Source organism: Pseudobacter sp. (genome assembly GCF_051955275.1).
In the GTDB taxonomy this organism is placed as follows: Bacteria; Bacteroidota; Bacteroidia; order Chitinophagales; family Chitinophagaceae; genus Pseudobacter.
In genome coordinates this window covers 1-20,440 of record NZ_JBQCGW010000274.1, presented here as the reverse complement: position 1 = coordinate 20,440, position 20,440 = coordinate 1, and the positions used below count along the sequence as shown (strand labels likewise).

The 20,440-nt window shown below is 49.8% G+C and carries 11 protein-coding genes; 8 read left to right on the top strand and 3 right to left on the bottom strand.

Annotated elements, in window-relative coordinates; all coding sequences use genetic code 11:
• The first annotated feature begins 64 nt into the window (after positions 1 to 64).
• The 7 genes from ACTHMC_RS24465 to ACTHMC_RS24435 all read left to right on the top strand — a co-directional run bounded on the left by ACTHMC_RS24465 (position 65) and on the right by ACTHMC_RS24435 (position 13,893).
• Positions 65 to 1,264 carry a FecR family protein gene (locus tag ACTHMC_RS24465; protein ID WP_440417272.1) on the top strand — a complete coding sequence of 400 codons (1,200 nt, stop codon included), beginning with the start codon at positions 65 to 67 and terminating at the stop codon, positions 1,262 to 1,264.
• Between the two features lie 293 nt (positions 1,265 to 1,557).
• The gene (locus tag ACTHMC_RS24460; protein WP_440417270.1) at positions 1,558 to 4,887 is read left to right on the top strand and encodes a SusC/RagA family TonB-linked outer membrane protein; all 3,330 of its coding nucleotides are present in this window, start codon (positions 1,558 to 1,560) and stop codon (positions 4,885 to 4,887) included.
• A 17-nt stretch (positions 4,888 to 4,904) separates the two neighbouring features.
• Positions 4,905 to 6,341: a RagB/SusD family nutrient uptake outer membrane protein gene (locus ACTHMC_RS24455; protein WP_440417269.1), complete on the top strand. Its 1,437-nt coding sequence runs from the start codon at positions 4,905 to 4,907 to the stop codon at positions 6,339 to 6,341.
• 25 nt (positions 6,342 to 6,366) lie between these two features.
• Positions 6,367 to 7,107 carry a DUF4843 domain-containing protein gene (locus tag ACTHMC_RS24450; protein WP_440417267.1) on the top strand — a complete coding sequence of 247 codons (741 nt, stop codon included), beginning with the start codon at positions 6,367 to 6,369 and terminating at the stop codon, positions 7,105 to 7,107.
• A gap of 18 nt (positions 7,108 to 7,125) precedes the next feature.
• Positions 7,126 to 8,682, top strand: coding sequence for a PKD-like family lipoprotein (locus ACTHMC_RS24445; RefSeq protein ID WP_440417265.1), 1,557 nt, complete (start codon positions 7,126 to 7,128; stop codon positions 8,680 to 8,682).
• A gap of 224 nt (positions 8,683 to 8,906) precedes the next feature.
• Positions 8,907 to 11,438: a zinc-dependent metalloprotease gene (locus ACTHMC_RS24440; RefSeq protein WP_440417263.1), complete on the top strand. Its 2,532-nt coding sequence runs from the start codon at positions 8,907 to 8,909 to the stop codon at positions 11,436 to 11,438.
• 7 nt (positions 11,439 to 11,445) lie between these two features.
• Positions 11,446 to 13,893, top strand: a complete 2,448-nt coding sequence (locus ACTHMC_RS24435) for a zinc-dependent metalloprotease (RefSeq protein ID WP_440417261.1) — start codon at positions 11,446 to 11,448, stop codon at positions 13,891 to 13,893.
• A gap of 72 nt (positions 13,894 to 13,965) precedes the next feature.
• On the opposite strand, the gene ACTHMC_RS24430 is transcribed toward ACTHMC_RS24435, so the two are convergent.
• Complete coding sequence (locus tag ACTHMC_RS24430) at positions 13,966 to 14,781, bottom strand: class I SAM-dependent methyltransferase (protein WP_440417259.1); 816 nt, start codon at positions 14,779 to 14,781, stop codon at positions 13,966 to 13,968.
• Between the two features lie 135 nt (positions 14,782 to 14,916).
• Between ACTHMC_RS24430 and ACTHMC_RS24425 the strand changes: the two genes are divergently transcribed.
• Entirely contained in the window at positions 14,917 to 15,606 is a 690-nt protein-coding gene (locus tag ACTHMC_RS24425; RefSeq protein WP_440417257.1) for a hypothetical protein, read from the top strand.
• Between the two features lie 76 nt (positions 15,607 to 15,682).
• On the opposite strand, the gene ACTHMC_RS24420 is transcribed toward ACTHMC_RS24425, so the two are convergent.
• Both ACTHMC_RS24420 and ACTHMC_RS24415 read right to left on the bottom strand, forming a co-directional pair.
• The gene (locus ACTHMC_RS24420; RefSeq protein WP_440417255.1) at positions 15,683 to 17,113 is read right to left on the bottom strand and encodes an efflux transporter outer membrane subunit; all 1,431 of its coding nucleotides are present in this window, start codon (positions 17,111 to 17,113) and stop codon (positions 15,683 to 15,685) included.
• 14 nt (positions 17,114 to 17,127) lie between these two features.
• Positions 17,128 to 20,283, bottom strand: a complete 3,156-nt coding sequence (locus ACTHMC_RS24415; protein ID WP_440417253.1) for an efflux RND transporter permease subunit — start codon at positions 20,281 to 20,283, stop codon at positions 17,128 to 17,130.
• Positions 20,284 to 20,440 lie beyond the last annotated feature (157 nt).

Here is a 20,440-nt window from a genome sequence, read left to right as displayed (position 1 = left end):
ATAAAAAAAACTTTTAAAACAGGCATGACACTTCATTACCGAGGTGCATCCTTATTATAATCTTATGAACAAAGAACGATTACAATACCTGGCAGGGCAGTTTGTTGCCAACCAACTGACAGCAGAAGAGCAGGAAGAATTCTACCTGATCCTCCGGCAGCCTGAGTTTGAGCCCGCAGTACTGGCGGCTTTTGAAGCCGCCGGTGGCGAGGTTTATGCCTCGGATGATACGGATGACAGCTTGCTGCCTTTACTGCAACGGGCCACACGTGCGGATAAACCCGCATTGAACGCACAGGCCCCTGTTCACCGGATCCATTTCCTCCGCAGATGGGGATGGGCTGCCGCTGTATTGCTGCTGCTTACAGCCGGCACATATTTCTGGAGATCGGGCCTGAAAGACAAACAGCCAGATACAGGAATTGCCCAATCCAAAACCGATATCGCTCCCGGCCGCGATGGCGCCATCCTTACACTGGCCGACGGCCGGAAAGTAGTGCTGGATAGTCTGGGTAACGGCACCATCGCCAACGAGAACGGCACTGAAGTAGTATTGAACAACGGACAGCTGCTGTATGCAGATAATGAAAAAGGAGAAACCGGCGTGCAACAATATAATACCATGCAGACCCCTAAAGGCAGGCAGTTCAATGTAACGCTGCCCGATGGCACCAGGGTATGGCTGAACGCCGCCAGTTCCATCACTTTTCCTACAGCTTTCGATGGAAACGAGCGCAGGGTGCTGATCACAGGCGAAGCGTATTTTGAAGTGGCGGGCAACAAGGCAAAGCCCTTCTTCGTAAAAATAAAAGACAAGGCGGAAGTACAGGTGCTGGGGACCAGTTTCAATGTGAATGGATATGCGGATGAGCCCCGGATCAGCACCACACTGCTGGAAGGATCAGTAAGGATGAACAGCAACAACTCACTATCGGAAAGCAGTGTGATGCTGAAGCCTGGTCAGCAGGCGCAATTGGAGAATAATGGATCAAAGACTTTATCAGTAAAGCAGGCCGATATCGATAAAGTGATGGCCTGGCGATACGGAGCTTTCAATTTTGAAGGCGCCAGCCTGCAGGAGGTGATGCGTCAACTCACGCGCTGGTATGATATTGAAGTAGTGTATGAAACCGGTATTCCTGATATCCATTTCGTGGGTGAGATGAGCCGGGATATCAGCCTGGCCGGGGTTCTCAAAGCACTGGAAGCCACCAATGTTCATTTCCGGCTGGAAAATAACCGCCGGTTGATCGTACAACCCTGAACCTTTTAAATATTCCAACTGCTATGAGTAATTAACAGCGATCACTAAAAAACAGAACCGGAAGTGGTGGTACACTCCCGGCGATGTTCAGTTGCACCAAAACAGCGTACTAATTCCGTTTTTTCAACCAAACAATGCAATTTATGCAAAAAACTGCTTATGGGGCCTGGTCCCGTTGGCGCCTCGCGTCACGCGGGTGCTGGTGGTTCCGGAGCCTGTTGTACAGAACCAAAAAAATGGCCGGGGCACCAGTTACTTTCAGCCTGTCACCGGCCATGAAAAGGAACTTACTGATGAAAATCAATCTGACTGCGGTATTCCTCTCAATGGTATTCCTGAACGTGTATGCCAATGGCATTGCACAGAAGATCACGTTTTCAGGAGAAAATATTCCGCTCACCAAAGTTTTCCAGGTCATCAAAAAACAAACGGGCTACTTCGTTTTTGCCAACCGGGAAGTACTGGCCGATACCAGGCCTGTTACCATTTCCATCAAGGATATGCCCCTGGATGCATTCCTGCAGATGACCCTGAAGGACCAGCCACTGAAATACCTGATAGAAGGGAAGACCATCATCCTGTCACGGAAACCCTTACTGGTACCGGATCCCAGGCTGCAGATAATTAATTCTGATACCATTCCAAAGAATGTAACTGTATACGGAAAGGTGGTGGATGAAAAGGGGGAACCTGTCAACGGTGCCTCTGTACTTCTCAAAGGTGTGGCCAATAGGGGAGTCAGCACCAAAGAGGGTGGGAAGTTCATTTTCGCAGGTTTACCCCTGGGTGGCAAACTGGTGATCAGTTATGTAGGTTTCGATCCCAAAGAAGTGGAAATAAAACCAGGTAATCTCATCATTATGATGAGAGCAACCGAGGTAAAAATGGAAGATGTGGTAGTAACGGGTATCTATACCCGAAAAGCAGAAAGTTTTACCGGCGCTGCACAAACCTATACCAAAGAAGACCTGCAGAAAGTTGGGAACGTGAACGTACTGCAAAGCCTCAAGAATCTTGATCCCACTTTCAACCTGGTGGAGAACCTGGCCAACGGCTCCAATCCCAATGCGCTGCCGGAAATTCAATTACGCGGACAATCCGGTTTCCCTGACCTTAAAGGAGAATACCAGACCAATCCCAACCAGCCCCTCTTCATCCTCGACGGATTTGAAGTAAGCATAGTAAGAGTGATAGACCTTGATATGACAAGGGTATCAAGCATCACCCTGCTGAAAGATGCCGCTGCCAAAGCCATCTACGGTTCCAAAGCTGCCAATGGGGTGGTGGTGATAGAAACTCAGAAACCCAAAGCCGGAAAGATCCAGCTTACCTATACCGGCAACCTCAATATGGTGGCCCCTGATCTTAGCAGCTACAACCTCACCAATGCCGCAGAAAAGCTGGCAGTGGAAAAGAACGGAGGCTTGTACAATCCCCAAAGGCTCAATAATGTTTTTTTTGCCGATCAGCAATATGCATTTGATCAGGAATACAACAGGATACTGGAAGAAGTGATGCGCGGCGTGAATACCGACTGGAAGAGCAAGCCACTTCGTACCGGTTTCGGACAAAAGCATTCATTGTTTGCGGAAGGCGGCAGTGACCAGCTCAGGTACGGCCTGGATTTTCAGTACAACGATGTTCCCGGTGGTATGAAAGGCTCCAGCCGCAATACCGTTTCAGGCGCTGTTACGCTTTCCTATCGCACCCGGAAATGGCAGTTCCGAAATATCATCGATGTGGTGTTCAACAAAGGAACCGAATCTCCCTGGGGCAGCTTCAGCGATTATACGCGCATGAACCCATACTTCAGACCTACGGATGTGAATGGTAACATCACAAAGATCGCCGGAGAAAATCTGATCATCGGTTCACCGGTTGGCAATCCCATGTGGAATGCTACGATCAACACCAAAAACTTTGACAGGTACTCCCAGGTCAACAATAACTTTTATGCCGAATACCAGGCCACCAAAGAGCTGCGCCTCACTGCCCGCGTAGGTTACAGTAACCAGGAATCCACTACGGAACTGTTCTATCCTGCCAGCCACACTGCCTTCCTCAACTATACCACAGCTGACCTGATCAGGCGCAAGGGACAATATGTGTACACTGATGGCAGAAGAACGAATATCACAGGCGACCTCTTTGCCGGTTATTCAAAATCATTTGCCGATCATTTTCTTTACCTCACTCTGGGCGCCAATATGACCCAGCAGATGAACCGGTCTACCACATTCCAGGCGGAAGGTTTTCCTAACGACTACATGGAGGATATCATTTTCGCCAGACAGTATATGCTCAATGGCCGCCCTTCAGGCACTGAAAATACAACCCGGGATCTGGGTGTTTTCAGCAACCTCAATTATTCTTATGACGACCGCTACCTGATGGACGCCTCCTTCCGGATGAACGGTTCTTCCCAGTTTGGTGCAGACAACCGCTGGGGAAAATTCTGGGCCGTTGGTCTGGGCTGGAACCTGCACAAAGAAGCTTTCTTCCGTAATGCCAGGTACATCGATATGTTGAAAGTAAGAGGCTCTGTAGGATACACAGGCTCTCAGAACTTCAACTCCTACCAGTCGAAAGCAACCTTCAACTATAATTCCACCGATGATTATCTTGGAAACTTCGGCGCCTTCCTGCTGGGACTGGAAAACCCGCAACTGCAATGGCAGCGAAAGTTTGATCAGAACATCGGACTGGACCTGGTAGTGCTGAACAGGAAACTGAATTTCAGGTTCGATTATTATGTGTCCAACACAGACGATCTGCTCACCGATGTATCGGTGCCACTCTCTACCGGTTTTACTTCTTACAAAGAGAACCTGGGTGAAGTGCAGAACACGGGCGTTGAATTCAGGTTGAGCTATACGCCGTGGAGAGACAAGCGCAATAATTTCTTCAGCTTTTATATAGGCGGCACCCATAACGCCAACAAAGTGCGGAAGATCTCCAACTCACTGGAGTCGTTCAATAAAACGCAATCAGAGACCATCACCAACAGACCCGTGGTGAGGTATACCGAAGGCCAGTCGCTCAACGCAATCTGGGCCGTTCCATCCTATGGCATCGATCCTGCAACAGGCCGCGAAATCTTTGTAAGGCAGGATGGCTCCATCGTGCATGCCTGGAATGCAGATGACCTGGCCGTAGTAGGCAATTCAGAACCCAAGGTGAGAGGCAATGCCGGTTTCAATTTCGATTACAACGGATTTAGTCTGAATGTGGGCATCATTTACAAATTCGGTGGACAGGTATATAACCAGACCCTGGTTGACAGGGTGGAAAATGCAGACCTGCGCTATAACGTAGACCGCCGCATCTTCTCAGACAGATGGGTGAAACCCGGCGATATCTCACGCTTCAAGAATATTTCCGACAGGTCCACCACCCGGGCAACGCAGCGTTTTGTAGAAGACCAGGATGAATGGGAACTGTCATCCATCAGTATGTATTACGACCTCAACCGGATCATGGCCATTCAGAAATCGGCCATCAAAAGGTTAAGGCTTGGATTGAATATGAACGATGTAGCCCGTGCATCAACCGTGCAGATCGAGAGAGGAACTGCTTATCCCTTCGTGCGGACTTTCTCTTTCTCTATTCAGGCTATGTTCTAACCAAAAAAATGAATCGTATGACTGCTAATAAATTTTTGCTCTGTCTGATTGCCATTCCACTGCTGCTCACGGCAGGCTGCAACAAATGGCTGGACGTGAAACCCAGGACCCAGGTGGATGCCGAAGTGCTGTATGAGCGCGAGTCTGGTTACAAAGATGTGCTCTACGGAGCCTATGTGAATATGGCATCTGCCCAGATGTACGGTCAGGAAATGACCTACGGTCTGGTGGATGCATTGGGTAACGCATATCCCAACGTAGGTTTCTTTTATTCGTTTGCGAAAAACGGGGAGTATACCTCCACACAGATGGAACCACTGATCAATGCCATCTGGTCGAGGTCCTATAATACCATCTCCAACCTGAACAATCTTATCAGCCATCTGAATACGGCGGATCAGAAAATGTTCCGGGAAGACAATTACAATGTGATCAAAGGAGAAGCCCTGGGCCTTCGTGGCTTCCTGCACTTCGATATGCTGCGTCTCTTCGCACCTTCCTTTAAGGCTAATCCCGGTGCGCAGGGAATCCCATACGTAGTGGATTATTCTTTTAAGCCAACAGCCTATTCCACGGTCACTGTGGCGCTGGACAGTGTGATCGCCGACCTGAAAGCCGCAGCTGCGTTGTTGCAGCAGTCAGATCCCATTTATACAGGCAGGGTAATTACTGCCAATATTGATGATGGTTACCTGTTGAACCGTACTTACCACCTGAACTACTTTGCTGTAAAAGCAGCGCTGGCAAGAGTGTATCTCTACAAAGGGGATCTTACCAAGGCGGCGCTTTGCGCAGATGAGGTGATCAACTCACAGCAATTCAACTGGACCAGGCTGGATAATATTGCCGTGCTGGATGAATCGAAAAGGGACCGGACATTCAAATCAGAGCAGGTGATGGTGCTGGATGTGGCCAGAATTGCAGACAATATCATCGGTCGGCTGACAGGTATACCCGAAGGCCGCAGCGGACTGGCCATGTGGTATGTGAACAATGACCTCAACAGTCTGTATACATTCGCCAATGACTGGCGCAAACTGTATTTCTGGTCGCCCGAACGTAACAGTATCAATAATGAGCGTTATCCAACCAAACTTTACCAGCCTGATGGAATGCCGGATACACTGGCAAGACGTGTACCGTTGATCAGGCTGCCGGAATTGTTTCTCATCTCTGCCGAAGCTGCCTTTGACACGGATCCGGAAAAAGCGCGCGACCGTATCAATACCCTGCGCAGGCACCGCGGCTTTGAAGTGGATATCCCGGCAGGCACACCGGCTACTGCATTGCGCACAGAACTGCTGCTGGAATACCGACGTGAATTTATCAGCGAAGGGATCCTGTTCTACTACTACAAGAGAACGGATGCAGACAGGATGGCTAACGGCGCAGCTACTTTCGACAAAACGAAATACATGCTGCCGGTCCCTGTAGATGAAACCCAATTCCGTTAACAGCTTCGAATTAAAATACCAGACAATGCGAATACTGATCATAATATGTACAGCACTCACTGCATACCTGTTGCCGGGTTGTAAAAAAAGAGAATTCCTGTACCAGGATATATCATCACGGATCTGGCTGGGTGCCCGCCTGAATACCAATAATCCCAATGCCTATTCGGATTCAGCCATCACTACCTTCATGCTTAAACCTGCTGCTGCGGAAACAGATACACTGTACCTGGTAGCCAATCTCACGGGTAAGCCGGCTGCTACCGATATGCCGTTTGTACTGGAAGTGGTGAAAGACAGCACCAATGTTGCGCCTGCTGATTATACAATGGGGGCTACCATCATGCCTGCCAACTCTTACGAAGCCAGGATCCCGGTGATAGTAAAGAAAAATGTACCGGGGCTCGATCTCAAAAAACAACGCGCCAAACTGGTGTTCCGCTTCGTTCCCAATGAGCATTTCCTGAATGGTCAGCCAGGCAGGGACATGTTCCGCATCACCTGGTTCGATTTCCTGGCCAAACCCGGTTCATGGGCTGCCGTGGAATCAGCTATCGGGCCCTTCAGTCAGGCCAGGTACCGCTTTATCATCGATGTACTGGGCGTAACGGAGTTCACCAGGTACCAGGGTAATTTTAACCTGCTGCTGGCCGTACAGGCCGCGCTGCGGAAAGCTTTGAAGGATTATAACGATGATCCCGCCAATGCAGGAAGACCCGAAGGATGGCCCTATCTCAATGACGATGGAACCCCGTTGACATTTTAATCATTTACGCTTACGATCATGAAGAAATATAAAACAACTATAAAACATTTCATCATTGCCCTGATGGCGGTAAGCAGTATGGTGCTGGCTGCCTGTCATAAAGACAAAGGAAATTACAATTACTCCGACCTGGAGGACATGTTTGTGAACACGTCCAATTCTGCCAGCTCCTTTATTGTAAAACAGTTTGATACATTGAAGCTGAAATCCAACCTGGTTTACCATGGCGACCGGTCTAAACTGAAATACAGCTGGAGTACCTACCTGGTTGACCCCAACCTGAACGGTAACCTGGCCGATACCATTTCCAGAACAGAAGACCTGGCCGTTCCAATTCCCTTACTGCCTTCAAAATACTACCTGGAGTTCACAGCTACCGATCCCACTACCGGCCGCCGTGCCGCCACCCGATATACCATGACGGTGGAAAGCATCGGCGCAGGATTACTGGTATTGTATGAGAAAGATGGTAAAGTGGACTGTGATCTCATCAAAACCAAATTACTGGAAGGGCTGACGCCTGCAGATGATGTGGTGCGCAATCTTTATTCACTGGCCAATCCTACGAAGCCGCTGACCGGCGATGCCATTGCCATCACGGCATTCAACCTGGGTAACCCGCAATACATCAGTTTGTATACAAGCAATAATGGTGTGGCATTATCTCCTTCGGATATGGCCGTGACCAAAAATTTCAGGGACCTCTTCTTCCTGCCACCCGCCAGCATAAAACCACAGGGCTATTTTGCTCCATTAGGATTTATCACTGGTTCTTATGATTTCAGTGCGGGTTTTGAATTCCTGGTGAACGATGGTCAGCTCTTCGCCAATATGGTAAGCTTTGCATTTGGCAGGGAATCCGCTTTCTCGCTTCTGGCGCCCACTACAGGTACCTACAAAGCTTCCCGCTATCCTGTGTACGGGGCAGCCAGGATCGTTGTATATGATGAACTGAGCAGGGCCTTTTTGCAGGGCAGTCCTTTAGGGACCACGCTTTCTCCCTATAACAGTTCCTTGGCAGGTTCGCCTCCTTTCAATTTCAACAATATCGGAAAGGACCTCCTGTACATGTCTTATGGTTTTGGTGGTACCTACATGAACTACGGCATCTTCAAAGATCCGGTTGACAATGGCGCGCGTTACGTGTATGTGATGGACTTCGGCACATCCACAGCAAGAGCCATCATGGATATTTCCGCCAGCGATAATATTGCACAGGCAAAGCTTTTCGCATTTGGCGTGCGTGGCCAGCTGATCTATTATGCGGTTGGAAATAAGATCTACCAGATACCTTTCGATCTCGCTGCAGGAACAGCGTCCCCGGCAATAGAAGCATGGCCCGGTATTCCGGCCAATGAAGAGATCACCTGTATGAAACTTTGTCCCCATCCCGGCAGGAACGTATCGGAAAATACCATTGACAAATACCTGATGGTAGGCACCTACGATAACAGCACTGGTTTGGGCAAGGTCTACATGCTGCAAACCAATATAACCTCAGGAACTATTCAAGCTACTCCCGCTGCCGTATACTCGCAGTTTGGAAAGGTGAAAGACATTTCATTCAAATTCTGATCTCTAATAATCTAAACATTACAAGGAACTGATTCAAAGGCAGATCATATTTTATCGGGGAGCAGTCGCTCGCGTCCCCGCGAGTGACCCATATTTGCTCGCCTCTGGGGAGCACTGTGTTGCCGGAGGCGACGGAATAGAAGTCACTCGCGGGGACTTGAGCGACCGGGCACTGCGCAAGTTAAAGGAACAGCCTTTTTGAATCAGCCCATTAAAGTAAAATCATGTCAAAAAAAGTACTGAAGCACCTCACAGGAGGTCTGCTGATGGCCATGCTTTGTGCCCAAACCAGTGTTGTGGCCCAGCAAAGAGAACGCAGGCGAGCCAATAATAACATGCCCGCTCCTAATGCAGATACCAGCCAGAAAAGAGATAACAACGCCGCCTTGCGGGCCGCTGCTGCACTGGCCGGCGGTATGCGTAACGATGGTCCAAAACCCTACAAAGAAGTGATTACGGCAAAGGCAGTATCGTACAAAAGTTTCATCTCCGTGCACAAAGTGGACGAGAAGTATTACCTGGAAGTGCCGGACTCCCTGCTGGAGCGCGAGATCCTGGTGATCAACCGCATCGCCATGGCGCCTGCAGATTTTCGCAGACCAGGCAGCTCATTCGGTTATGCCGGTGATATCATCGGGCAACAGGTCTTTCACTTTACCAAAGGAGAGGGCAACCGGCTTTTTATCCGTACAAAAAATTATAAAGAGCGTTCCACAGACAGTTCTGCCAATGGACTTGCCCGTTTGATCGGGCTCAATAATATGGAATCCATTGTCAACAGCTTTGTGGTTAAGGCTATCAATGACAATGAGCATACCAAAGTGATAGAGATCACGGACCTGCTCGGGCAGGACAATAACCTGTTCGGATTCTCTCAAACGGCAAAATCAGCAGGCGGGCTGGGTAATATCCTTTCAGACAGATCGTACATCGATAAAGTGAAGGGTCAGGAAGACAATCTCTCCTTTACTTTCATGCGCACTTATAACAGAACTGCGCCCGGAAGTTCCACCACTGCACCTTTCACTTTTCAGTTGGGCACAGGTATGATCCTGCTACCGGAAGTTCCCATGAAAGCCCGCTTTGCTGACAGCCGTACTGCTTTTCAGAATATCGGGTATATCGATTTCGATAACAACCCAAGAGGGGTGGTGAACACGCAAATGATCGTACGCTGGAGGCTGGAGCCTTCAGACAAAGAAGCATATGCCGCAGGTAAACTGAGCAGCCCCGTACAAGCCATCAGGATATATCTCGATCCTGCCATGCCTGCCAAATGGAAACCATTTGTGAAAGCAGGGATCGAATCCTGGAACAAGGCCTTTGAGAGCGCCGGTTTCAAAAATGCCATTGAAGTATTGCAGGATGCAGCAGGGGCAGATAATACTGCTCTCGATAATATAAACAGGAGTGCCGTTGTATTCATGCCTGGTACCGGCAAAAGCCAGGGCAGTATGATCCTTGACCCTCGCTCCGGAGAGGTCCTCAGGGTGCAGCTGAACTTCTACCTGAGCACTCTGGACTCTCTCTGTAAAAAATACTTCGTTCAGGCAGGAGCCCTCGATCAAGCTGCCAATAAACCAGTGTTTGATGATCCGTTGATGGGGCGCCTGATACAGGCTTACTCTATGCAGTCCATGGGTAATCTGCTGGGGTTGAAAGTGAATGCCGGTGCTAGTTTCAGTAATATGATAAGCGATCTGCGTAATAACGCCTGGTTATCAAAGAATGCATTCAACGGTTCTGCCACTGATCCTGTTCTGGTGAATTATGTAGTACAGCCGGAAGATAAAGTGGAGGTGAACAATCTGCTTCCCCGCATCACCGCCACTGATGAATGGATGATCAACTGGGGATACAGAATGATTAACGGTAATGAACAACCGATATTGAATAAATGGATCAAGGAACAGATTAAACCTTCTGCAGAACGCTATATCGGAGAAGCGCCCGCCGGGTTTACTATAGTTGCCGACCCACGTAATCAGTCTGGTGACCTCAGCAATGATGCGGTACAGGCAGCCACGCTGGGCATCAATAACCTGAAACGGGTTGTGCCGCACCTGGTGGAATGGACCAGTGAACCAGCCACCAACAATACCCGCGCCGGAGAATTGTATGAGGCATTACTGGATCAGTACACCATTTATGCGAAATATGTATTGAACCAGATCGGAGGCATGTATTCCAATATCCGCAACAGTGACCAACCCGGCAATATATATGCGTTCGTACCGGTGGCAGTTCAAAAAAAAGCGTTACAGTTTCTGCAGCAACAGGTGTTTGAAACTCCCACCTGGTTGTCCGATAAAACATTGTACAGCCGTACATCCTGGAGGTTTGACTCCGTGATGAATATTCAGCGTGCACTGTTGAGTGAAACTTTGAGCAGGCCTGTGCTCAGCAAACTACAGGTTGCTGCATCGAATGAATCTGGATCTGCATATACGCCACTGGCATTTCTGAATGAGCTCAGCGCCGGGATCTTCAGAGAGCTAAACAACAACGCTGCCATAACCTTGCCGCGCCGTGAGCTGCAACAGGAATATATCACCAGGCTGATCGCATTGAACAATGCATTTCCTGATACGGATAATGACCTGCCTGCTGTCATCAGCGCTCATGCCAGGAAAATGCTCAGTTTCCTGAAACAAAAGCAAATGGTGTACACCGGCCTTAACCAGGCGCATATCACTGCCATGTACGAGAGGCTCAACTCAGGTATCAATAAAACAACCACTGCACAGAAAAAATAAGGAATCCATGAAAATGAGTAACAGAAAGAAGTCAGTGGCATTATCCGCCCTGCTGGTTATTGCCTGTAATGTACTGGTGAATTCACCGGCACAGGCTGGATCGCAGCAATTCCCGGGAATGGCCGCTGCAAAGGATTCCGTAAAGCCTTACGAGACAGTGATCTCAGCCGGTGCAGAAACTATGAAAGGATTCATCACCGTGCACAAGGTCAATAACCGCTTCCTGCTGGAACTGCCCGATAGCGTGATCGGCCGCGATCTTTATACCGTGAACCGCATTACCAGATCATCTCAGGACTGGCGGAATCCGCTGGGAGGACTTTGCAGTTTTGGTGGCGACTGGATCGGGCAATGCCTCTTCCGTTTCAACAAAACAATGGGTGATAAATTGCAACTGGAAGTGATCAGCACATCCGAGCGTTCCGATGCCGGTGAAGATGGTGTGCAGAATGCCCTCATGAAGAATAATCTCTTCCCCGTGTATGCCGTATTCCCCGTGAAAGCATATGGAAAGGATAAACGATCGGCCGTCATAGATATGACCGATTATTTCAACAGCGATAATCCCGTCTTCGGTTATCTCCCGGAACTGAAATTCCTGGGAATGCCCGGTGTGTATGCCCCTGACCGCTCCTTCATCACCAGCGTAAAGGCATTTCCGATGAATATCGAAGTGGCATCCACCAGGACCTATTCAGCCGGAGCACTTCCGTTGACCGGTGAGTTCAACAGCTCCATCATCCTTCTTTCCAAAGAACCGATGAAAGGCCGCAGTTTTGATGAAAGGGTAGGATACCTCGCAGTACTGTATACAGAATACAAACAACTGACGGCAAGCAGCATCACGCCCAAAGTGAATATCTGGCGCTTCCGCATGGAACCGAAGCCTGAGGACCTCCACAGGTACTATAAAGGCGAATTGGTGGAACCTGCAAAGCCCATCATTTTTTATATAGACCCGGCCACACCCAAAAAATGGGTGCCTTACCTGATCGCAGGTGTGAACGACTGGCAGAAAGCCTTCGAGAAAGCCGGATTTAAAAATGCCGTGATGGCGAAAGAAGTGGACCCGGCGGGTTCCACCTTCGATATCAATGATGCCCGCCACAATGTAGTAGTGTATAAAGCTTCTGCTATCGGAAATGCCATGGGACATACCTTGCAGGATCCGCGCAGCGGCGAGATCATCGAATCACATATACAATGGTACCATAGCGTAATGGAAGTGCTGTACAAATGGTACTTCACCCAGGCAGCTGCAGTGGATACTGCCGCACAGAAACCACAGTTTTCCGATGAGCTGATGGGACAACTCATCCGCTTCGTGTCTTCCCATGAAGTTGGCCATGCACTTGGCTTACGTCATAACTGGGGCTCTTCCTCCACCTCAACCGTTGCACAGTTGCGTAATAAGAAATGGGTGGAAGAACATGGGCATACCCCCAGCATCATGGACTATGCCCGCTTCAATTATGTGGCGCAACCGGAAGACAGTATCGGCAGTGCCGGCATCTTCCCGCGCATCGGCGACTATGATCAGTGGGCCATCGAGTGGGGATACAAATTGCTCCCGAAGGATGCTGATGCTGAAACAGAAAAGAAAGTCCTGAACCAATGGATCGTGGATAAGCTGAAGCAAAGCGACCGCTACCGTTTTGGCATCGGAGATGATCCTTCCGCCAAATATCCGGATAATCAGCGGGAAGACCTTGGTGATGATGCCATGCTTGCCGGGAAATATGGCATCAAAAACCTGCAACGTATCCAGGCGAACCTGGTGAAATGGGTGCAGATTCCGGGAGACAATTACGATAAGCTGGAAGATGCCTACAAAGCACTCGTTGGGCAGTTTGAGTGGTACATCAAACACGCAACGGCAAACGTAGGCGGGGAGTACTTCACGCCCAAAACAACGGAACAGCCCGGCGCAGTGTTCAGCTATTTTTCGAAAGAAAAACAACAGCGGGCGATCGCATTTCTGAATGAAGAATTGTTTACAACACCTGAATGGCTGAATGATCAATTCATCAACCGCCATTCAAAAACGGGCTTCACCATTGTTGAAAGTATCCAACGCAATGCTATCAAACAGTTGCTGGACCCCAAGGTGTTTGCAAAGCTGCGTTCACAGGAACTGGCTGATCCTTCCAATTCATACACGGTCACTGAAATGCTGAACGGACTGGCTTCCGGGATATTTATTGAATGGCATACAGGAAAAAATATCCGTGCAAACAGGCGTGCTGTGCAGAACATGTACGTGAATGAACTGATTGCTTTGATAGCCTTGCAGACGAATCTCCATCTGGATGCCGGAGCGGTTATCAGGCAACAGGCACGGGAACTGAAGATGTTGAGTAAAAAAGTGGCCGCAGCTACCAATGATGAACTGCTGAAGGCCCACCTGGAAGGCATCAGTATCAGGCTGGAAGATGCGCTAAAAACTGGAAAATAGATACGCAGTCAGGGTTTTGCAGGAATGAGGCGCCCCTGGTCAGGCAGAACCAGGTGGCGCCTTTTCATTTGTTTATCTCTTTGTCACTGTAACTTTCAGGAAAGTGGCAGGGATGAATGAGGTTTCGTTGTTGCCGCTTTTGTTCTGTTTTATGAACAGGTCCTCCAATTCCCGATGCAGCTCTTCTGCCTTCCCGTTTTTCTCAGCTGCTTCAAATGCATTCATCGTAGGCCCGTAATATTGCCTGAATTTAGCAACTAACTCTGCCGGAGGGGTTGAATATTCAAAATTGAAAGTCTCTTTGCTGAATGAGATATTTTCTTTCGCTACGCCTGCTGCTGCGAAGCGTTCAATCACCTGTTCTTCCACGCCCCAGAGCATCGGGCTTACAAAACCCTCCGGTGGAGGCGGGGTATAGGCCGAGCTTATTTTCAGGATCTGCGCCACCAGGGTGGGGTCGCCGGGGATCCAGTTGCCCATTACAATCCTCCCTCCCGGGCGGGTGACGCGTACCAGTTCCCTTGCCACATCATGTGGCCGGGGAGCGAACATAGCGCCAAAGATGGTCACCACCAGATCAAATTGCTGATCGTTCAGTTCATGCAGGTCAGTGGCATCTCCTTCCTGGAAACTGATATTGGTAAGTCCTTCCGCTTTGGCCCTGGCATTGCCTGCTTTCACAAGGTTTTCAGCAATGTCTACACCTAATACATTGGCTCCCAGCTTTGCTGCGGGAATAGCCGTGGTACCGTCACCACATCCAAGATCAAGTACTTTCATCCCTTTCGTAATCCCCAGTTTTGCAACCAGTTCGGAACCGCTGTTCCGCATGCTTTCCGCGATCTTTGTGAAATCGCCTTTTTCCCATAAAGCTTTATTAGGGTTCATATGTCTCTTTTTTTATTGTGAATATATAATGCACAATGTTAGCTATTATGTACAGCTGCCACTTGCCTTAAAGATCCAAATACATGACTTAAAAGTTCAGATGCCAGGCGCAGGATATTTTATATCTTAGAGATAATGGATAATTTTTACGAACGGGTATTGATGCATCCCCGGTTTTACAGGCAATTCAACTGCGGCAACTCACTGATAACCGCTTTCAATTGCCCGATGGAAGCCCGTTTGATGAAAAGCCGGTTCGCCAGTCTCTGGACCCAATACAATTATCTTTTCTACGTGATCGATGGTCAGAAGATCTGGCATATGGGAAATGGATCTTATGATATTCAAAAAGACAGTTGCATATTCGTACGAAAGGGAGGATTTATTCTGGAGCAACTGATGGATACCGGGTTTTGTGTGATGTTGTTCTTTATACCGGATGAATTCATTTGCAATACACTTCAGGTGAGAACCAAACCGTTGGCGGGGTACGACCGGTATTTTGAATCCGTAATGCGCATCGAATCGAATGAAACGCTGAAGAGCTTTTTTCTTTCCATGTCCTCTTATTTCACTGAAAGAGGAGATCCTGATCCTTCATTACTGGAACTGAAATTTAAAGAACTTATTCTGAATATTGCAGATAATCTTTCCAATAAAGACCTGCTATCTTATTTCTGCAGCTTACTGCATGAACCACAGGCAGTAAAGTTGAAAAGGGTGATGGAAGAGAATTTCTGTTACAACCTGAAACTCGAAGCCTACGCATCCTTAAGCAACCGGAGCCTGTCTGCATTCAGAGGCGAGCTGCTGGGCACACGCTAATACAGCGGGTATACTCTAATAAGGAAGGCCGCCTCACAAGGAGACGGCCTCAACTTCAACCGATACCCATACATATTTATTTGTAACCGCCACCCAGTGAGCGGTACAGCTCCACAACAACGCCGAGCTGGCTGCGCTGGATATTGGCAACATTCAGTTCTGCCTGCAATGCGTTCGTCTGAGCAGTGATCACTTCCAGGTACGTGGCCATATCTGATTTGAACAGCAGGTGTGCATTCTGCACTGCCTGGCGCAGGGTGTCTGCCTGTGCATCGGCAATGCTGCGCTGTTCTTTCAGTTTAGCTGTACGTACCAGGGCATTGGTCACTTCTGTAGTGGCCTGTAAAACGCTCTGACGGAAATTGATAACGGCTTCCTCCCTCTGCAGTTTGGCTACCTCAAATTGTGTTTTGAGGTTGCGGCGCTGAAAGATTGGCTGCAGGATGGTTCCTGCAGCTGTACCGAACAGTGAGTTCGGAATACTGAACCAGTTGCTGGCCTTGAAGGATTCAAGACCACCACCCGCAGTGAGATTCAGGGCCGGGTACATATTGGCCTGCGTGAGCCCCACTCTTGCATTGGCAATGGTGAGTGAAAGCTCGGTTGAGCGTACATCCGGTCTGCGGCTTACCATCGCAACAGGAAGGCCGGTCTTCAGTTCTTCACGGATCGTTTGTTCATTGAGGTGAGCGCGTGTTTCTATCTTACCAGGGTTCTGGCCGGTAAGCAGTTGCAGTGCATTTTCCTGCAGTGCGATGCTTTCTTCCAGTTGAGGCACCAGCAGGGCAGTGGTCTGCCTCTGAGCTTCCACCTGTTGTACAGCCAGGGTGGTTACCGAGCCGCCATCGCGGAGTGCACGGGTGGCCAGCACCAGGCTGTCGTTCAGCAGGAGATTGCTCTTGGCTACTTCCAGCTGCTTGTCGAGCATCAGGAGATTGTAATATCCCTGTGCAATATCCGAGATCAGCTGTGTCTGCACAGCCTTCACTGCTTCCTGCTGTTGCAGGAACTGTGTGATGGTGATCTCCTGCTGGCGGCGGATCCTGCCCCAGATATCGGCTTCCCAGCTGAAGTTCAGAGCGGTCACATAGTTCTCAACATATGGTTTGCCGAGGAAGGTGCCGATACTGAGACCGTTCAGACTGTTGTCAGACGGGCGGTTGATGCTTCCCTGGATCTGAAGGTTCACTTCAGGGAGTTGCAGTAATTTAGCCTGTCTTACATTCTGTTTGGCGGCATCCATTCTTTTGATGGCGGCCTGCAGGTCGTTATTATACGTGATGCCTTTGCTGATCAGGTTCTGAAGCGCCGGATCAGTAAAGAATTCTTTCCATTGAAGATCTGCAATGCTGCTGGTATCAGCGTAGCTCACTGAATCTGCAAACTGCTGTGGCAGTGGCAGTTCAGGGCGCTGGTAATTCTGCCCCACCTTGCAGGCCCCGAGAAGGGCTGCAAGGGAGAGGGTAACAGCAATATGCTTATATGAGTTGGTGATGATGGTTGTCATACTTCTAATATTATTTATTCAGCAACGAACACTTCTTTTTCGTCTTTCTTCCTGGCCACTTTCTCCTGCAGATACTGGAAGATGATATACAGTACCGGCACAATGAACACACCCAGAACTACACCCGTGAGCATACCCCCGGCAGCACCGAAGCTGATACTGCGGTTACCCTGGGCGGAAGAACCTGTAGCGCGCATCAGCGGAGTGATGCCCACAATGAAGGCGAAGGAGGTCATCAGGATCGGGCGCAGACGCAGCTTGGCGGCTTCCAGTGCGGCATTCACCCTGCTCATGCCCGTCCGGCGCCGCTGCACCGCGTACTCAACGATCAGGATCGCGTTCTTGGCCAGCAGACCGATCAGCATGATCAATCCCACCTGTACATAGATATTGTTATCGATGCCTACCATCTTGATGAAGAGGAATACCCCGAAGATCCCGAAAGGTATACTGAGGATCACCGCAAACGGAAGCAGGTAGCTTTCGTACTGCGCTGCCAGCAGGAAGTAAACGAAGATCACGCAAAGGAGGAAGATCACACCGGACTGCCCACCTGCTGCAATCTCTTCTTTACTCATACCCGTCCACTCATGCTTGAATCCGCGTGGCAGGAACTGTGCCGCCACTTCATCCACTGCCTTGATGGCATCACCCGTACTGTAACCCGGCTTCGGCATACCGTTAATGGTAACGGCATTGAAGAGGTTGTTGCGGGTAACGGTCTCTGGACCGTAAGTCTTCTTCAGGCTTACCAGCGTACTGAGCGGCACCATCTCACCGTAACTGTTCTTGATGAACATATTGCCAAGTGATTCAGGATTGGTGCGGTATTCCATATCGGCCTGTACAACCACGCGGTAGAACTTACCGAAACGGTTGAAATCAGAAGCATAGGTACTGCCATACATCACCTGCATGGTGCTGAGGATATCACTAACGGAGACGCCTAACTGTTTTGCTTTCGACTCGTTCACTTCCACCATGTATTGCGGGTTACCAGCATTGAAGGTGGTGAAGGCCATGGCAATTTCAGGACGTTTCATCAGCTCTCCGGCAAAGGCCCAGGCCATGCCACCGAGCTTGTCCACCGGTCCGTTATTACGGTCCTGCAGAATGAACTCGAAACCTTCCACGTTACCGAAGCCCTGAACCGTAGGGAAGGCAAAGGTGAATATATTCGCTTCCTTGATGGCGCCGAGGGTTCCCTGCAGCAGTCCCATGTTCTCCTGCAATGTTTTCACGGCACCACGGTTCTCGAACTTCTTCAGTCTTACAAAGCCGATGGCGTAGTTGGAGCTGCTGGAATTGCTCAGCAGGTTGAAACCCGTTACCGTGAAATAAGCCTCCACTGATTCCATCTTGCTTACAAGCGATTCTGCTTTGCGGATCACTTCCTTGGTACGGTCGAGCGAGCTGCCGGCAGGCAGTGTAACGTTGTACAGGATGAAGCCCTGGTCTTCTGAAGGGATAAAGCCTGTAGGTGTATTTTTCGCCATCCAGAAAGTGGCCCCGGTGATCACCAGCAGGCCGGTGATGGCAATCCATTTGAATTTGGCCAGGAACTGAACACTGCGACCGTAACGTTCCGTCATGGCATTGAAGCCACGGTTGAAACCGGTGAAGAAGCGTTGTGAGAATGTTTTCTTAACCGGATGTCCATGCTCATCATTGGTATGCGGGTTCTTCAGGAAGAGCGCACAGAGCGCAGGGCTCAGCGTCAACGCGTTCACCGCGGAGATGAGGATGGCAATGGCAAGTGTGAAAGCGAACTGCCTGTAGAACACACCGGCCGGCCCCTGCATGAAACCAACGGGGATGAACACCGCGGCCATCACAAGGGTAATGGAGATGATGGCGCCCGAAATCTCCTGCATGGATTTGATGGTGGCTTCACGTGCCGGCATACGCGTCTGCTCCATTTTGGTATGTACGGCTTCCACCACAACGATGGCGTCATCCACCACGATACCGATCGCCAGCACCAGCGCAAAGAGGGTCAGCAGGTTGATGCTGAATCCGAAGAGCTGCATGAAGAAGAAGGTACCAACAATGGCCACCGGCACCGCAATGGCCGGGATCAGGGTGGAACGGAAATCCTGGAGGAAGATGAACACCACAATGAACACCAGGATGAAAGCCTCTATCAGCGTGTGTTTCACCTGCTCGATAGATTCATCCAGGTACTCCTTGGTGGAGTACATATTCATATATTTCACACCATTGGGGAAGAGGGCTGAGTTCTTTTTCAGCACTTCGTTGATGGCGATCTGGATATCGTTGGCATTGGAGCCCGCCGTCTGGAAGATAGCGATACCGATAGCCGGATGACCGCCCCAGCGGTTATCTACCGTGTAGTTAAAAGAACCGAATTCAACACGGGCCACATCTTTCAGTCGAAGGATAGAGCCATCCGGATTGGCTTTCAGCACCATGTTCTCGTAGTCTTCGCCATGGTTACCCTTGCCTTTGTATTTGAGAACGTATTCAAAGCTCTCGGTGCTCGATTGACCAAAGCGGCCGGGGGCTGCTTCCAGGTTCTGTTCCTGGATGGCTTTGAGCACATCCTGCGGAGAGAGGTTGTTGGCAGCGAGCCTTTCCGGTTTCAGCCATACACGCATGGCATAGTCCTTGGTACCGAAGCTCATGGCCTGGCCTACGCCGGGCACACGCTGGATCTCAGGGATTAGGTTGATACGTGCGTAGTTCTGCAGGAAGGTCTCGTCGAACAGGCTGTCTGTACTGTAAAGCGCAGGCACCATGATCATGGAGTTCTGCTGCTTCTGGGTACTGATGCCTGCATTCACCACCTCGGAAGGCAGCAGGCTAACGGCCTTGGACACACGATTCTGTACGTTCACCGCAGCCAGATCAGGGTCGGTGCCCAGCTTGAAGAAAACGTTGAGGCTCATGGAGCCGTCGTTGTTGGAGTTGGAGGTCATATAGGTCATGTTCTCCACGCCGTTCACGGCTTCTTCGATGGGAGTGGCTACTGCGCGGGCCACTACCTCAGCATTGGCGCCGGGGTAGGTAGCGGTTACTGTAACGCTCGGTGGCGCGATATCAGGGAACTGTGTCACCGGGAGGGTGGTCAGTGAGATGATCCCCAGCAGCACCAGTATGATGGATACAACCGTTGATAGTACCGGTCGTTCTATGAATTTCTTAAACATGGGAATATGATTTTGCTTTGCGTGCTGCCAGTCGCGCGCGGCCCCCCCCGGGAACACAAATTTGCCCCCACAAGCGAGCCCCCAGTGGACGGCGGGGCCGGAAAAAAAAAAACACACAGGGGGCCGAGCCACAGGCGGCCCCCCGTAAATTGGTTTT

Bases quoted from the DNA above. Each gene is read 5' to 3' on its own strand.
- ACTHMC_RS24455 (WP_440417269.1), top strand. From the start codon at position 4,905: ATGACTGCTAATAAATTTTTGCTCTGTCTGATTGCCATTCCACTGCTG.
- ACTHMC_RS24445 (WP_440417265.1), top strand. From the start codon at position 7,126: ATGAAGAAATATAAAACAACTATAAAACATTTCATCATTGCCCTGATG.
- ACTHMC_RS24435 (WP_440417261.1), top strand. From the start codon at position 11,446: ATGAAAATGAGTAACAGAAAGAAGTCAGTGGCATTATCCGCCCTGCTG.
- ACTHMC_RS24420 (WP_440417255.1), bottom strand. From the start codon at position 17,113: ATGACAACCATCATCACCAACTCATATAAGCATATTGCTGTTACCCTC.
- ACTHMC_RS24465 (WP_440417272.1), top strand. From the start codon at position 65: ATGAACAAAGAACGATTACAATACCTGGCAGGGCAGTTTGTTGCCAAC.
- ACTHMC_RS24425 (WP_440417257.1), top strand. From the start codon at position 14,917: ATGGATAATTTTTACGAACGGGTATTGATGCATCCCCGGTTTTACAGG.
- ACTHMC_RS24440 (WP_440417263.1), top strand. From the start codon at position 8,907: ATGTCAAAAAAAGTACTGAAGCACCTCACAGGAGGTCTGCTGATGGCC.
- ACTHMC_RS24460 (WP_440417270.1), top strand. From the start codon at position 1,558: ATGAAAATCAATCTGACTGCGGTATTCCTCTCAATGGTATTCCTGAAC.
- ACTHMC_RS24430 (WP_440417259.1), bottom strand. From the start codon at position 14,781: ATGAACCCTAATAAAGCTTTATGGGAAAAAGGCGATTTCACAAAGATC.
- ACTHMC_RS24450 (WP_440417267.1), top strand. From the start codon at position 6,367: ATGCGAATACTGATCATAATATGTACAGCACTCACTGCATACCTGTTG.
- ACTHMC_RS24415 (WP_440417253.1), bottom strand. From the start codon at position 20,283: ATGTTTAAGAAATTCATAGAACGACCGGTACTATCAACGGTTGTATCC.